The sequence below is a fragment of the Gimesia aquarii genome (genome assembly GCF_007748195.1).
In the GTDB taxonomy this organism is placed as follows: Bacteria; Planctomycetota; Planctomycetia; order Planctomycetales; family Planctomycetaceae; genus Gimesia; species Gimesia aquarii.
Window position 1 is genome coordinate 4,411,014 of record NZ_CP037920.1, and the last position, 12,778, is coordinate 4,423,791.

At 43.2% G+C, this 12,778-nt stretch carries 14 protein-coding genes; 9 read left to right on the forward strand and 5 right to left on the reverse strand.

Annotated elements, in window-relative coordinates; translation table 11 throughout:
- Positions 1 to 357: 357 nt before the first annotated feature.
- Both V144x_RS16990 and V144x_RS16995 read left to right on the forward strand, forming a co-directional pair.
- Positions 358 to 3,021, forward strand: a complete 2,664-nt coding sequence (locus V144x_RS16990; protein WP_197998477.1) for a tetratricopeptide repeat protein — start codon at positions 358 to 360, stop codon at positions 3,019 to 3,021.
- A gap of 696 nt (positions 3,022 to 3,717) precedes the next feature.
- Positions 3,718 to 3,999 (forward strand): DUF7660 family protein, encoded by a 282-nt coding sequence (locus V144x_RS16995; protein ID WP_144986370.1) that lies wholly within the window; start codon positions 3,718 to 3,720, stop codon positions 3,997 to 3,999.
- A gap of 126 nt (positions 4,000 to 4,125) precedes the next feature.
- Here V144x_RS16995 and V144x_RS17000 read toward each other — a convergent pair whose 3' ends face one another.
- The 5 genes from V144x_RS17000 to V144x_RS17020 all read right to left on the reverse strand — a co-directional run bounded on the left by V144x_RS17000 (position 4,126) and on the right by V144x_RS17020 (position 8,650).
- On the reverse strand, positions 4,126 to 4,716 hold the full coding sequence (locus V144x_RS17000) for a hypothetical protein (protein WP_144986372.1): 591 nt from the start codon (positions 4,714 to 4,716) through the stop codon (positions 4,126 to 4,128).
- A 286-nt stretch (positions 4,717 to 5,002) separates the two neighbouring features.
- Positions 5,003 to 6,382 (reverse strand): tetratricopeptide repeat protein, encoded by a 1,380-nt coding sequence (locus V144x_RS17005; RefSeq protein ID WP_197998478.1) that lies wholly within the window; start codon positions 6,380 to 6,382, stop codon positions 5,003 to 5,005.
- A 439-nt stretch (positions 6,383 to 6,821) separates the two neighbouring features.
- A complete protein-coding gene (locus V144x_RS17010) occupies positions 6,822 to 7,574 on the reverse strand; it encodes a hypothetical protein (protein WP_197998479.1) in 753 nt (250 codons plus the stop codon).
- A gap of 249 nt (positions 7,575 to 7,823) precedes the next feature.
- The gene (locus V144x_RS17015; protein WP_144986376.1) at positions 7,824 to 8,126 is read right to left on the reverse strand and encodes a hypothetical protein; all 303 of its coding nucleotides are present in this window, start codon (positions 8,124 to 8,126) and stop codon (positions 7,824 to 7,826) included.
- Positions 8,127 to 8,452: 326 nt separating this feature from the next.
- On the reverse strand, positions 8,453 to 8,650 hold the full coding sequence (locus V144x_RS17020; RefSeq protein WP_144986378.1) for a hypothetical protein: 198 nt from the start codon (positions 8,648 to 8,650) through the stop codon (positions 8,453 to 8,455).
- Positions 8,651 to 8,817: 167 nt separating this feature from the next.
- Here V144x_RS17020 and V144x_RS17025 point away from each other — a divergent pair, with 167 nt between their 5' ends.
- The 7 genes from V144x_RS17025 to V144x_RS17060 all read left to right on the forward strand — a co-directional run bounded on the left by V144x_RS17025 (position 8,818) and on the right by V144x_RS17060 (position 12,165).
- On the forward strand, positions 8,818 to 9,078 hold the full coding sequence (locus tag V144x_RS17025; protein WP_144986380.1) for a hypothetical protein: 261 nt from the start codon (positions 8,818 to 8,820) through the stop codon (positions 9,076 to 9,078).
- Between the two features lie 118 nt (positions 9,079 to 9,196).
- The gene (locus V144x_RS17030) at positions 9,197 to 9,472 is read left to right on the forward strand and encodes a hypothetical protein (protein ID WP_144986382.1); all 276 of its coding nucleotides are present in this window, start codon (positions 9,197 to 9,199) and stop codon (positions 9,470 to 9,472) included.
- Positions 9,469 to 10,011, forward strand: coding sequence for a hypothetical protein (locus V144x_RS17035; RefSeq protein WP_144986384.1), 543 nt, complete (start codon positions 9,469 to 9,471; stop codon positions 10,009 to 10,011). The genes V144x_RS17030 and V144x_RS17035 overlap by 4 nt, the downstream gene beginning before the upstream one ends.
- Positions 9,989 to 10,651, forward strand: coding sequence for a host-nuclease inhibitor Gam family protein (locus V144x_RS17040; protein ID WP_144986386.1), 663 nt, complete (start codon positions 9,989 to 9,991; stop codon positions 10,649 to 10,651). The genes V144x_RS17035 and V144x_RS17040 overlap by 23 nt, the downstream gene beginning before the upstream one ends.
- 113 nt (positions 10,652 to 10,764) lie before the next feature.
- The gene (locus V144x_RS17045; RefSeq protein WP_144986388.1) at positions 10,765 to 11,349 is read left to right on the forward strand and encodes a terminase small subunit; all 585 of its coding nucleotides are present in this window, start codon (positions 10,765 to 10,767) and stop codon (positions 11,347 to 11,349) included.
- A 41-nt stretch (positions 11,350 to 11,390) separates the two neighbouring features.
- Positions 11,391 to 11,600: a hypothetical protein gene (locus tag V144x_RS17050; RefSeq protein WP_144986390.1), complete on the forward strand. Its 210-nt coding sequence runs from the start codon at positions 11,391 to 11,393 to the stop codon at positions 11,598 to 11,600.
- A 346-nt stretch (positions 11,601 to 11,946) separates the two neighbouring features.
- Positions 11,947 to 12,165, forward strand: coding sequence for a DNA methyltransferase (locus V144x_RS17060; RefSeq protein WP_144986391.1), 219 nt, complete (start codon positions 11,947 to 11,949; stop codon positions 12,163 to 12,165).
- The last annotated feature ends 613 nt before the right edge of the window (positions 12,166 to 12,778 follow it).

Genomic DNA, 12,778 nt, shown 5'->3' on the forward strand with positions numbered 1-12,778 from the left:
TAGGAAACGAGCATTTTCCGGTCATTGAGTGTTAGTCGGATCGTTGATTTATGGCCGGGTAAATGATGTTACCCGGTCATCATTATAAATGAGGTTAAGAAATCCGGTGCGGAGTGAGTAAAGCAGAATTGAATTTGTTTGTCGCCGATCGTCTTGCCGCTTTGGCCGACCCATTTGCCTAGTTGTAAATTGTTAGACTAAAACAATCGTTCTCTCCTGAAGAACCTCATTTTTGTTTCATAACTTATAACTCAACAATGGATACTTGCCTCCTACTTCTACTGTTTGTATACTAGTGTACTAAACTCTTTCTGTAATTTTATGACTCCCGTTCTATTGCTAGAATCCAGGCGAACAATGAAGCCACGTATTTTCATTTCTGCTGTCTCTTCGGAGTTTCTTGAAATCCGTAAGCAGGTCGCGCTTATTCTGTCGGGCTTGGGGTACGAACCGGTTGTGCAAGAGCTTTTCACGACGGCATCGGGTGATCTGCGCGAGATGCACAAAACAAAAATCGACAGTTGCGGTGGTTTGGTTCAAATTGTGGGTGATGCCTACGGCTATGAGCCGCCGAATCCAGATCCTGAGTTTGGTCGTTGCTCATTCACGCAGTTTGAATATTTTTATGCAAAGCAACAGAAGAAAGAGGTCTGGGTCATTCACGCGCAACAGGGATGCAGTACGAGCGCAAAAGTATCACAACTTGATTTGCCTGCCCCGGAAGAAAACCTTTCAAACGAACAGGCAATCACGTATCAGAAAGAACGGCGAGATTTACAAATTGCCTATCGTAAGCGGTTGGAAGCGGAAGGGCAAATTATGCATGCGGTGAATTCGGATGACGGTCTGGCTTTAAAGCTTAACAGTTTGAAGGATGAACTGGCACGATTAACAATCGCATTCAAATCTTGGCAGAAATGGGTAGCAACCACATTGGGAGCAGTTGTGCTGATGTTGATAGCAGGAGGAATGTATTTCATTAAGTCAATGGACGATGCGAGGAAGCACTGGAGCGACTCAAATAATAAAATTGCAGGGACGATTACCGATGCGATCAAGAAAGAATGGGATATCGAGGATTACCGTACAGGATTAATGGTTGCCGCCGGTCGGACGTATACACAGGCGTTAGAAAAAGTCGAAACGATTGAAGACTGGAAAGAGAAGCGAGACGCAAAAAAGCGGATCGAAGCGGAACACAAAGCACGGCTCGAACAACTCCATTCGACGATTAAGATGATTCAAGCAGATTATCTTGCGGGGCGCGTTTCAGAAATCACACGTGAGTTCGACCGAATTGTTGCCAATAAAGCACAGGGTGGATTAGATGCCGCTCTCGAATACTTCGATTCAGAGCAGGAAGCAAAAGTACTGGCACGAGCGGAGGCGAAAAGCAAAGAACAACAGACGGAATTAATGCCATTATTGCGTGCCGCCGATGGACATTACCTGAAGGGGAATTTATCAGAATCGATTCGTCTTTGTGAGGCAATATTGAAAATTCATCCCGGTTGGAATGACGTGTGGCATCTTGGTTACTTGGCTAATTTAGAACTCACAACAAAATTTCTCTCAAGCCGTGGTCCACAAGCGGCTCGCACGCATGCAGAAAAATCATACCACTACTCTATTTTATTCGTAAAATATGAGCCGAAAAATCAAACGGCACAGCGAGACCTCTCTACTGCGCACAACATTCTGGGGGACATTTTTCTAAAAGAGGGAAATCTTCCCGAAGTACGAACGCAGTATGAGCAAAGCCTCGCGATCCGCGAGAAGTTAGCGAACGAAGACAAAACCAATGCAAATGCACAGCGAGAACTCGCTGTTGCGTACGACAAGCTGGGGACTATTTTTCTGGAAGAAGGGAATCTACCAAAAACACGAAAGCAGAATGAGAAAGCTCTCACGATCTTCGAGAGATTAGCGGTTGCTGACAAAACCAATGCAGATGCACAGCGAGACCTCTCTGTTGCTTACAACAATCTGGGAAACATTTTTCTGAAAGAGGGAAATCTTTCTGAAGCACGAAGACAGTATGAGCAAAGCCTCGCGATCAGCGAGAAATTAGCGTCCGCCGACAAGACCGATGCACAGGCCCAACGCGACCTCGCTGTTTCGTACGACAAGCTGGGGGATATTTTCCTGAAAGAGGGCAACACTCCGGAAGCACGAAGACAGTATGAGCAAAGCCTCATAATAGTCAAGAACTTAGCGTCCGCCGACAAGACCGATGCAGGTGCCCAACGCGACCTCTCTGTGTCGTACAACAAGCTGGGGGATATTTTCCTGCAAGAGGGGAACATTCCGGAAGCACGAAGACAGTATGAGCAAAGCCTCACAATCAGCAAGGAGTTAGCGTCCGCCGACAAGACCGATGCACAGGCCCAACGCGACCTCTCTGTTTCGTACAACAAGCTGGGTGATATTTTCCTGCAAGAGGGGAACCTTCCGGAAGCACGAAGACAGTATGAGCAAAGCCTCACAATACGCAAGGAGTTAGCGTCCGCCGACAAGACCAATGCACAGGCCCAACGCGACCTCTCTGTTTCATACGACAAGCTGGGGGATATTTTCCTGCAAGAGGGGAACCTTTCGGAAGCACGAAGACAGTATGGGCAAAGCCTCACAATTGCCAAGGAGTTAACGTCCGCCGACAAGACCAATGCACAGGCCCAACGCGACCTCTCTGTTTCGTACAACAAGCTGGGGAATATTTTCCTGCAAGAGGGGAACCTTTCGGAAGCACGAAGACAGTATGGGCAAAGCCTCACAATTGCCAAGGAGTTAGCGTCCGCCGACAAGACCAATGCTCAAACGCAGATTGATTTGATGATTTCAAACTACAAGCTAGGAAATCTTCTTACGAAATCGGAAGAAACACGGGAAGCAGGAGTGGTTCATTTCCAGGCCGGACTTGATATTTTACTAAAGCTGGAAAAATCAAATCAGCTAAAGCCGAATAGGAAATCCAATATTAAGATTCTTGAAGAACTAATCAAGAAACACACCAAAGAATAAACAGCATTTAAAATTATGACCGGGTAACACGTATTTCCCAGACAATATAATAAACGAGTTTTAAAAATCCAAAAAAAATAATGGAAACAGAAAGAAAGGATTGACGTTAGGTGCACGATGCATAACTGTTTTTTATCATTTATCCTCGTATTCGCGATCGGCTGTAGTCCAGGTAGTCCAGATTTTCATGGTGCACTCAATTTTAGAAATCATTCTACGCAGCCAATCTATGTCGAGTCAGTCGAAGGTTTCGGCTTTAATTACTCCGTTGGATACATGGTGCCAGATTCAAGAAGATTTAATTGTTGTTACAATATTTCTGAGCTTCCGAGCAGTTGCAAAATTACTTATTGGCCACTGCGAAAAACCCCTGAAGACATATTCATTGAAATCAAAGGCAAAAGAAAAACTGTCGATGTTGATCTTAAAGAATTGAAAAAACATAAAATTGAAAGGTTAAACTTTCATTTTACGAATAAAGAAAAATGGGTTGTTGATTCTTCGGCAGAATCTATGAAATGACACCCGTTCAAATAATGTCCAGGTAAATCACGTTACCCGGTCATTGTGCTTTTCTATGGCCCAGGTAACATTAAAATTGTCTCGGTAATTATTGTTACCCGGTCATTAGATCTGTTTTTTGCTTAATAATTTTCACTTCACTTTAAATCACAGTTTTTCTTGCCAAGGTTAGCTATGAAGGAAGTTCAAGAAATTCTAGAAAATGTAACAGACGAAAAAACCTTTCTTAAATTCGTACATGCTCTTATTGCTGATCGTGAACCTCACGAAGGCAAATCTATAGATGAAGTAGGTTTTACAGAAGATTGGGCAAACAATACAATTTTTCAATTCCTTGAAGGAGCTGTGTCTTGGGCAGAAGATTCAGAATTTGGCGTCACGCAAGATCCATGCCTAGCTCAGAATAATTGGAAGCAATTTGCAGTATTTCTCTATTGCGGCAAAGTCTATGAATGATTGTTTTAGATCACTAATCTTTAAAAGAGCAATGTCCTGGTAACGGCTGTTACTCAGACATCAGAAAACAGCAAGTGTCAGGTAAATGACTATTTACTGGATACTTTTGACATTGTTCGGTTGAAATCAGGTGTTACATTCGACATGACACGAGATACCTAGATCATGCAACGCGCGAACCACATTGAACGCGTCTGAACGGACGACATTCGGAATGACGAATGCGCCAGAGCGGAATAGGCCGAGCAAATCGGACGATGATTTGTCGCAGATCGGTTTGATTTCGGTGATGGCAGCGGTTTTCGATACACCATCAGGGATTTCAGTTACGCGAACAGCGTTGTCGTCAGTATCGGTATCGATAAATGATTCATATTCGTCGGTGAGCCAATCAATGGCGGTATCAAATACACCTTCGATTTCAGTGTGTACCTCGTGATCCCATGTCGTTAAAGCTGGAGCCTGCGAGACATGACAGAGGAAATATGAGAAGTAGTTGTCGGAACCGAAGCAAATCCAATCAGGATACGTTGTTCGATTGCAATCGGCCATCTTGTGGATGTTGGCAAATGGCAGTGTCAATCCATCCGAAAATGAGTACAGTGGTCGAAGAGTATCTGGAACGATGGCGACATCTGTTGACGGCGAGATTGGAATCGACACACCGAACTCACGCTCGATTTGTGCAACAAGCATTGCGAATGGGGAATCTACCATCAGGTTATCTTAGCCACATAACTTGAATTAGACTGAATTATTTCGGTATGACCCATTAAGGGTAGAATTAATGAAATTTTGTTTAAACAGGGATGAATTTTCAAGAGAAAATTGAGGATGATGCTATGATCGAAGGAATTAGGTTGAATGATTCGAATCGGGAAAAGCAGAATTCTGAATGGCGATCTAAACTCATTCTTACACCCTTCTCAATATGATTTAAATTAGTGTCCGGGTAATACACATTACCCGGTAACTATGTACGCCAATTCATCAAAACGAACTTTTATTTCGAGAGCTTTTCTGGTTTCTTTCTATGATATGGTTTTCCTGCAAGATATAGCTCTAACCTCTCTTCAAAATCCCGCTTGTCGGCACTTTCATTTAGCATTTTTAGTAGCATTTTTTGATACTTTACTGCCTGTTCGAAGTCACCAGACTCGGCATAAGCTGCAGCTAAAGTGTCAATAAAATTTGGCTCTTTCCAATCCGAGAATTCACACGCTTTTTTTCCGGCTTCGACAGCCTTTTTACCATCACGATATTTAATATCAGGACAGGTTGCCCACAACCAAGCTAAACCATTGTAACCATCAGGTCGTTGAGGATGGAGTCGAACTGATTTATTATAGTCTAGTAAAGCTTCTTTATACGCTCCTTTTAAGTCCCAGGAGTTGCCACGATGAACAATTATTACTACATCAAAGGGATCAAGACGCATAGCAACTGTTTGATCTTTAATCGATTTGTCGTATTTACCTAATTTTGACCATGTGTTGCCTCGAGCGTTGTATGCGAGCATAAATTTTGGATCGAGTTGAATTGACTTGCTAAAGTCTTTAATGGCTTTATTGTATTTACCAATCTTTGACCAGGCGATACCACGATTGTAATGGGCATAGGCATCTTTCGAATCGAGTTGAATAGACATAGTATAGTCTTTAAGGGCCTTGTCGTAATCACCTTTCGTGAACCAGGTCATACCACGTTGATGGTAGGCTGGTGAATACTTAGGATCAAGTTCAATCGATTTGTTGTAGTCTTTAAGTGCGCGATCATAAGCAGGAGTGTAGCGGGCTCCTTTGGAATAATTGGCGTTGCCTCGATAATAGTATGTCATTGGGTTTTTGGGATAGAGTCGAATGGCATCATTGAAGTGCATGATGGCTGTGTCATATTCTCTTCTTGAAAGCCATAGCAAGCCTTCATAATGATAGGCTAGTGAACTATATGGATTGAGCCGAGTTGCCCAGGCGAAGTCATTAATAGCATTGCTAATAGCTTTGCTGCTTTCTTTTTGTTCGGACCAGACGATTCCCCGATTCATATAAGCCCAAGAACTAAGTAGGTTTTGGGTCTTGAGGTAATCGGTATAATATGAGATGGCATCATCGAGGGGAATTACATGCGATTTCTTGATCCACCCCGCTCCCACTAGCAATAGATCACCATCGATCTTGGAAACTATAAGTGGAAAAAGAATCTCCTCTGCAGGTATCTTAGTATCGTCTTTAACGCCTTTTATAAATTTCGCCTCAATCTTAGGCATAAATTTCTTGCCAATCCATTCTTCGGCTGAGATGGTTGACAAATTGAGAAACAGACATACAACAACGATTAGATAGAGCACTGAGATTAATTTTGTATGTTTAATACGTCTTAGCATGTGAATATTTTCCATTTATAAAATAAATCAATCTTGCACTTTATCTCTTCACTGTATTCGCTTTTAACAAGCTAAATTCAAAATGCTTTGATTGTATTAATCAACACACTTGAGCACAATCGTCTATTATTATGCAATTCTTATTTGAATATTATTGTTCGGGATATTATGCGATTACTAGAAACTTAGCCGTTACTTAAGATTATCTAAAACAACGAAGGTGACCGGGTAACAACTATTACCCGGTTACTTTTTGTTGAGAGATGGTGAGCACCACCGTGTCGAACTGTCTGGGTAACGTGCGTTACCCAGTCATTATTTTAGAGTGTGTCAATTTCGGATTACGTCAAGATTCGCAGGGACGCTACGAATGGATATCGACAACTAATCCAAGTCGATCAGCAATTCCTTTGAGTTTTTTGTTATGACACTATTTGTCTTACCATTCAGTGTCAGGTTGATGCAGATCTAACCCTCCGATATGTGAAGTTTGAATGTAGTCTTTAGGTGGCGTTGGTAAATCAGCAATACAGTTCTCAGAGCAAGCGTGAACCAGTAATGGAACAACATCAGAACCGATCCTCAGGGATATCCAGACTTGCCGAACCGAGTTTTTGTCCAACGGGCTAGAACATACGCTACAACCAGGTGGTAAGTAGCTACTGTGAATCTGGGGTAAACTTGGAAACGGTGGTCGGTATTTGTAGTTTCCGTATAGAGCACGTGTACTGATCGTACTTTTTTTAAGATTTTTACATCGTCGAATCTCATACGGGAACCAGTGTAGGCGATAAGACGTGTATGGTGAGAACTCTTCGAGTGACTCCATCTCACCAATCTCAGGTGGAATTCGCACTAGACTACTTCCATATAGAATGAAATGTTTTACAACTTTGAGTTTCGCGATACTGGCAGGGAGGATGCAAATTTGAGCCCACTCATGAGGTTTCATTTCAGGACCGGGTGAGAACTCGGTTCGCCCGTCTCGCGCGGCGACGTCAATTAGCTCATTGAGGCGATACCAACCATCGCATTCAGTGTCCTGCTCTTCAGTGTGAATGTAGAGTTCTGGCCATACGGAATCGTTATATTGTGTGTCTAAGCAATTGCAAGCAGGTCGCTCGACCGTATTAGCTGATGCTTCTTTCGCCCAGAGATTCTTCAATAACGGAAATTTTTTGAAAGGGAACATTTGGGGTGACTACTCCGGCAAAATAAGCTTCTCTATTTAGTTAGCGACATCTCTTTTTGTTCTCCGACATAGCTTAATGATATGAGGCAGCAACAACATTTCAAGATGTAACATTTTTTATAATAACTAGTTACACCTAGTCATCTGCTGATTCGAATAACCAAAAAGTCATGATTACTCGTTCCTACAAACAAAAATGACCAGATAACGTAAGTTTCCTAGTCAGGTTGAGCACCTTGATATGTTTCATCATTGTGAGATTGGAACGACCAACTCACCATTTATTCCAAAGTCGGGCTTTCCCTGAGATCCTGGCACCCAACCTGCATCCAAAGCGCTCACTATTAATCCTTTGATTGTTTGGGGTGTTACTTTTCTTTTCTGGCCATCTGGCGTGCCATCGTGGTAGTCAAAGGACGAACGTAGTTTTTGGCCTTTCACATCATCTTGTTCAATTATCACGTCAATCACCAAGTCATTGCCTGTTACCATCCAACGGTAAGAGACGCCATTCACCGTGATAGTTCTTGAGTTTTTTTTAGGTAGGGTCATTCACCTGTCTTTCTTCAAGAAACATAACTTTCTTATTCACCTGCATAGACTTGCTCGTATATGAAGCTCCACAGGCTTCATTTCATGCATAGATGCTGTATATGTTACTTGGCCTGAATTACATTTCAAGGCGTATCTTCTTTGGGTTTGAGCAATTACAGCAAGTCATCTGCAGACATTAGAAACAGAAGTGACCGGGTAATAACTGTTACCTGGTCACTATTCATTAATGGATAGTCCCAACCACACGAGCATATTTTGATCTCGTATTAATACTCAATGCTATACAGAGCCATTCTGGACCTAATGTGATCGTATTGGTGAAATTAATGAATATCGTCGATCGACGGGGATGCATTGATTGGTTGTCGCGGAAACTTCCGTTTGGCTTCCTGGATCAACGGCATCAATTGCTCTTTCGCAATTCCGCGAATGGATCGTTTCTCTTTGGCTGCATAACGACTTAACGGCAACCACTCATCAGTATTGAGTTCTACTTGGACAATCTTCCTGTTTCTCTTCATAATCTGCCCTTGACTTTTGCGAGTTGTACAATCCTTAATTTAAAACGCAATCGAAAAGCCGGAGCCGAACCATGGAGCGGAGAAGCGACGGTTAATTTCAGAGCGGTAGCGCAGGGAAGCAATACCGCTTTTATATCATTTCTCAGCATGGCAAGGAAGCCAGATCGATGCTCGACAAACTCCCTTTCAAAGCGCTTGACGGTAAGAAAACGTATCTCACTGCATTTCTTACCATTGTCTTTTCCCTAAGCGGAATGCTACTTGGTGAAATTGAGACAGCCGAAGCGATCAAGCTATTACTGGCCGCCTTCGGCCTCGTGGGGATTGGTCACAAATTAGAAAAGAGTGCTCCGATTCAAATGGTGTTTGGAGAAATCGAACCAACTGAGGAGAGATATCACGATCCTCGTCAGTCTTTAGACGACTGATCAATGGGCGGTCTATTAAGAATCATCGCAACCCTTTTGGAGCTGTTGTTTTTCTGGACTAAGAGAAAGCACAGCGACGAAAACGAGCGGCTGGAAGAAGTGGAAAGGATTCAACGCAATGCGACCAAGCGAGACGAACAAGCGGTTCAATCACAGTTTCACCGTATGCGTTCTCGTGGTCGCATTACTAACGATCGTTAGTGGTTGTAATTTGGTGGATCGTTTCAAACGTAAACCGGAAACCCAAGTGATCGCGGTACCAGACAAAATGGTTCCGGATATGCTCGATCAAGGTGAGCCAGCTCCGTATGACGGTTGGCTCTTTTCGGATTCCCTTTTTAATGAGTACGCTCCCTACTGGCAAAAGGGACCTTACGGGAGCGACCACAAATGATGGCCATTTCCCCGGATCCAAACCGACCGGAATCCAAAGTTTTCGATTCCATTTCGATGCTTTTACTTTGGATCTTCGCTTTCCTGATCCTTTTATTGACACTGCCTGGTTGTCAGTCAGACGATCAAAAACAACAGTATCGCCCCTTTTACAATCCCCCTTCAAAACGAGCCCAGCCGTCGGAAAAGATCCGGAAACCGATCCAGGGAGCTGCGGACCGTGTCGATGAGGTATTGGAGAAAACTCCGGTGCCGGCCGTTGCTGGAATTCTGGCAAACGATGCACTCGACATGATAAAGAAAGTTGAAACGATTACGGTTCAAGAACCCGATCCGGAAGTCGTCGAAATCATCGAACCGAAACCGGATCCATTGTATGAGGTTCCGAAAGATTCAAGCGATTCGGATCAGGTGATTGAGGATGAAACAGAATCAAACAGTGGAACTGTTTTTCTCGTCTTTATTGCTTTGATGGCGTTGATCTATCTTGGTTTCAAATTGTTGAAAGGATTCAAACGTGAAAAGCCTCAACGCCAATGATCGACCCGCTGCGGAATTGCTGGGAGCGGATCCCGTCATTCAGACGGAGGAAGATCTCAACAAGGCTTTAAACGAGCTCTCATTTCTGAACGCCTTTGATCAGTCAGTCAACGCGACTTGCACCCGGTATATCGAGAAACTCAAACAGGAGTCTGAGCAACGCAAATATGTTTTGATTGATGATCAAGATCCTGTCACTATCACAAGTCGTAGAGAGCTGCTTCACGAGCGAGTGAACGAGTATTGCAAAGCAAATCGATCGAGCTTGATGGAGGGTAAGAAGAAAACCAAATCGTTTCCACACGGTTCGGTGAGCTTCAAAGATCAGCCCGCCAAGGTGGAGTATCGATCTGGTCTGAAAGAAGCGGACAGTCTCGGTCTCTTAGATAAGCTGATGCAGTCAACATTGGTTGAACAGATCGTTGCCTGGTTGAATGCGATCTGTATCTTTGGCAAGAACAAAGAGGCGCGCTTGCTATCCGAAGTTGTCGAACTCAAACCGAAGCTCAGTGTTTCGAAGATCAAAAAAGCATTCGAAGAAAAACGTTTGACGGCAGATCATTTGAAACAACTCGGCCTGAAATATTCTAAAGGCAAAGAGCAGCTGACGATCAAGCCAGCTGAGTACGAGCCAGGTTAAAAAAAATCTCGGGTCCTCCTGAGGGGGCCCGGGGCCGCGCGCGGTTCCCTAATCGCACTTTTTTGGTTTCAAAATGAAATTTTAAGTGACTTCTTCTTCTTCCGATTAAATTGATGGGCAAAAAATCAGCAAAGCGATCGTCCAAAAGAGCCACTTCAAAACGCACCACCTCAAAAACGAAAAAAACAGCTAAAAAACAGGCTCCAGTGAAAAAAACGGAGCCGGTCAAATGTGTCATTGGATTCACTGCTGCTGCCGAACGATGGGACGTTAGCGACAAGACGATCCAGAACTGGATCAAAAAGGGACTTCCGGTTAGTGGAACTCAACGAAAGCGAGTTTTCGACGTTTCTGAGTGTGATGCGTGGGTGGCATCTTATCGCGATGAGAAAGCAGACAGAGAATCCCAGAAGCTCAACGAAGAACTCAAAAAAGAGAAGCTGCTCCAGGAGAAATTGAAGCGAAAGGATCTGGAGCGTAAAGATTTAATCGCAGATGAAAAACTGATCAGTCGGGAAGAATACGAGTTGTTTGCTGCGGAATGTGTGATCGAGGCCCGCGACCAGATGTTGACACTACCAAAGGAGATGCGGCGGCATCTCTGCAAAAAGTGTCAGTCAAAAGTGAAAGAGATGCAAACAATGATTGAGCAGGCATTGCAGCGGTTATCTGAAATCGAAGAGGGACCGAAAAAATGATCGCGCAAACTCCCAATCCCTTAAACGAAGGAGATGGACCAATGGCCGAACAGATTAACAAGTCTGACAAAAAGGGTCCGGTAAATCATAAAAAACCGCGTCGTGGAGATGCTTGTCCGAACAAAAAATGTACGGGGAAACTAAGCAGCTACTCACAATCACGTACAGCAAGTGGCAGGATTTATTTTCTTTCCTGCGCTCGTTGTAATTTCAAACCTAAAAACAATAAAGAGTTCAAAAAGTTCGTATAACGTTTTTGCTCAAATCAAGTAAGACGCTATATCGAAATCAAAGCAGCACTACCGCTCAGCTGTCTGCGTGTATTTAATCACGTCCGAGCCAAAAAGAGTAATGGCACACTCAAAACTTATGCCAAGTAGTTGAAACCATTCCTGGAACAGTTTAAGGATCGCAAATTTACCAAGATTGAACCGTCTGAGGTTGAGGAGTACTTTGATGACATCAATCTCAAATCTGGCGGAGGATTCTGTTTCAAAGGTTTGATTAGTTGTGACAAGGGCAGGGGAGCTCGTTCTCCGCATAAAGGATATTTTAACTACCAATGCGAATACATACCGTGGGGAACCAAGGGAGCTGATGCAGCGACTGGTTCAATGTGCGCCGACCGGCGGAATCACCCTGGATCCGTTTTGCGGATCCGGAACGACATTAGTGGCCTCCGCTTTGGAAGGTCACCAGGCAATCGGTTTTGAAGCCTCTGAAGAATATCGTGAAATTTCCGCTCGACAGATCGAAGCTGCTCAACGGGGAAAATTATTAAAATTCGAACGCAAGATCACAGTTGAATTTTCATAGAAGAAATCAAAAGGCAAACTGCAAGACAGTGAACATAAGAAAAGTACCCCAGCCGATATATGTGGTGAAAAATGCCATGTGACTAGATTTAGGATCTAGTGCCGCGAGGCGTGCAGGTTCAAGTCCTGTCATCCCCAATGAACGATTCGAAAAAGACTTAGGGCTTTTTGCCCTGAGTCTTTTTTTGTGTGCAGCTCTTCTGGTGTAACCATAGTGTAACGGGATTGTGTCGACGTTGCTGTGTAATTAATGGACTTTTCGAGGGCAATAATTAATTTGGAAATAGTGCTTGTCGAATTCAAAAGTCTCTTCAAAAACCGTTTGGTTTACAACTTAGACACCTTCATAATAGTCGTTCATTTTTATCAGTAATGCTTTTAACCATACTCTCTCCTTTTTGAAAAAAGTGAAATATCAGCGAACAAATTACTTCCAAATACCTCTCTATATATAATGGATTTTTGATTTTTACTGTTATTATATTTGTGATAAATATGCAGATTATTTACGAAACTCATCTTGAGTTTGAGGGTTTTGCCTTTTATCCTTTTTCTTCACACAAAAACACGCAGGCACACGATAATGTATTGTGTTTATTGAAATGCTTCACTTC